The sequence below is a fragment of the Coprococcus intestinihominis genome (genome assembly GCF_040096555.1).
GTDB classification, from domain to species: Bacteria; Bacillota; Clostridia; order Lachnospirales; family Lachnospiraceae; genus Coprococcus_A; species Coprococcus_A intestinihominis.
Genome location: NZ_JBBMEK010000447.1, coordinates 1 through 1,283, shown reverse-complemented (window position 1 = coordinate 1,283; position 1,283 = coordinate 1). Strand labels below are relative to the sequence as shown.

At 40.3% G+C, this 1,283-nt stretch carries 2 protein-coding genes; both read right to left on the bottom strand.

What is annotated here, in order from left to right; all coding sequences use genetic code 11:
* Positions 1–190: 190 nt before the first annotated feature.
* Positions 191–652 (bottom strand): YaiI/YqxD family protein, encoded by a 462-nt coding sequence (locus tag WMO25_RS18120; RefSeq protein ID WP_349086630.1) that lies wholly within the window; start codon positions 650–652, stop codon positions 191–193.
* Between the two features lie 34 nt (positions 653–686).
* On the bottom strand, positions 687–1,283 hold a 597-nt coding region (locus WMO25_RS18115; RefSeq protein WP_349086628.1), incomplete at its 5' end, for an SOS response-associated peptidase.

Here is a 1,283-nt window from a genome sequence, read left to right as displayed (position 1 = left end):
GAATTATGCAAGTGTTATTCATTAATTTTGTAAAATTATACATATTTTAATTGATATATGCACGGATGCTTTTTTGATTGTTGGTTTCATTAATCAGTCGTCTCCTCCGTTAATCACCCATTTTCCAAAACGCTTGCCGTCTACTCTGACAAAAACGCCTCTTTGCTGCAAATCAGGTAGAATTCTTTTATTATACAATCTTTATTCTTTCCTGTGCCATCAAAACCATTTTCTCAAAGGACTGTGCAAACCGCTCATCATCCTCTGGTGTTCTCTTCCTTGGTCCTTTCATGTGGCTCTTATGCGTACTTCGTCTGGCTTTTTTGTTCAAATGGCGTTCCATCAACATCTGATCAATGTTATCATTGGTGTACCATTTACCGGATTGATGAATGGCATACGCTCCTTTTCCCAATGCCATTGCTGCCACACCATAATCCTGAGATACAACAATATCTCCCTTCCGACAAATACTGATCAGCTTATAATCCACTGCATCCGCTCCGGCTCCGACGACAATAACTTTGCTGTAACCAGATGATAATACGTGATTTGTATCGCACAGCAATGTTACCGGCACTGCATGCATTTTTGCAACTTTTTCTACAATAGCAACCACCGGGCATGCATCCGCATCGACAAATATCTGCATTACTTTTTTGCCCCTTTTCCTCTAAATTAACATTTTATGAAAATAAACTCAGCTGCTCATATTCGGCCTGTCTCTTCAGCATCACCGGTTCCTGACGCAGAATGACCTGCATCTTTTCATTATCAAACCAATCTTCCATCTGTTCTTTCTCCAAAATCAACGGCATTCGATCATGGACTTTGATCATTGATTCATTCGCCGCAGTGGTCAGAATCACAAATCTCCGCTCATTGTCAAACCAGTCACAGAAACCGGCTAAATATAGTACCGACGCATTTGATCTGCTAAATGTATTCTTTTCTCTTAAATGATTCCATTCATAGAATCCACTGGCCGGAATCACAATCCGATGATACCAAATGCCATTACTGAAAGAGGGCTTGTCCAGAACTGTTTCTGCTCTTGCATTAATGACCAGATTCTTTCCCTTTTGCAGGGGGAACCCCCATTTACAAAGTGACAGCTGCAAGCCATGCTCAGTTTTCTCTATAATCGGTGCTGTGTTTGTTGGCAAGATATCACCTTGAAACTGTTCTGTACAGATTTTCCAGTCTATGTCAAAACTATATACCACATTACCAATTTCATCCAGCCAGTTAGTATCAATATAATATCTGCCGCACATATTGGT

What these genes read in the sequence shown, in the direction of transcription:
- WMO25_RS18120 (WP_349086630.1), bottom strand. Translation starts at nt 652, where the DNA reads ATGCAGATATTTGTCGATGCGGATGCATGCCCGGTGGTTGCTATTGTA.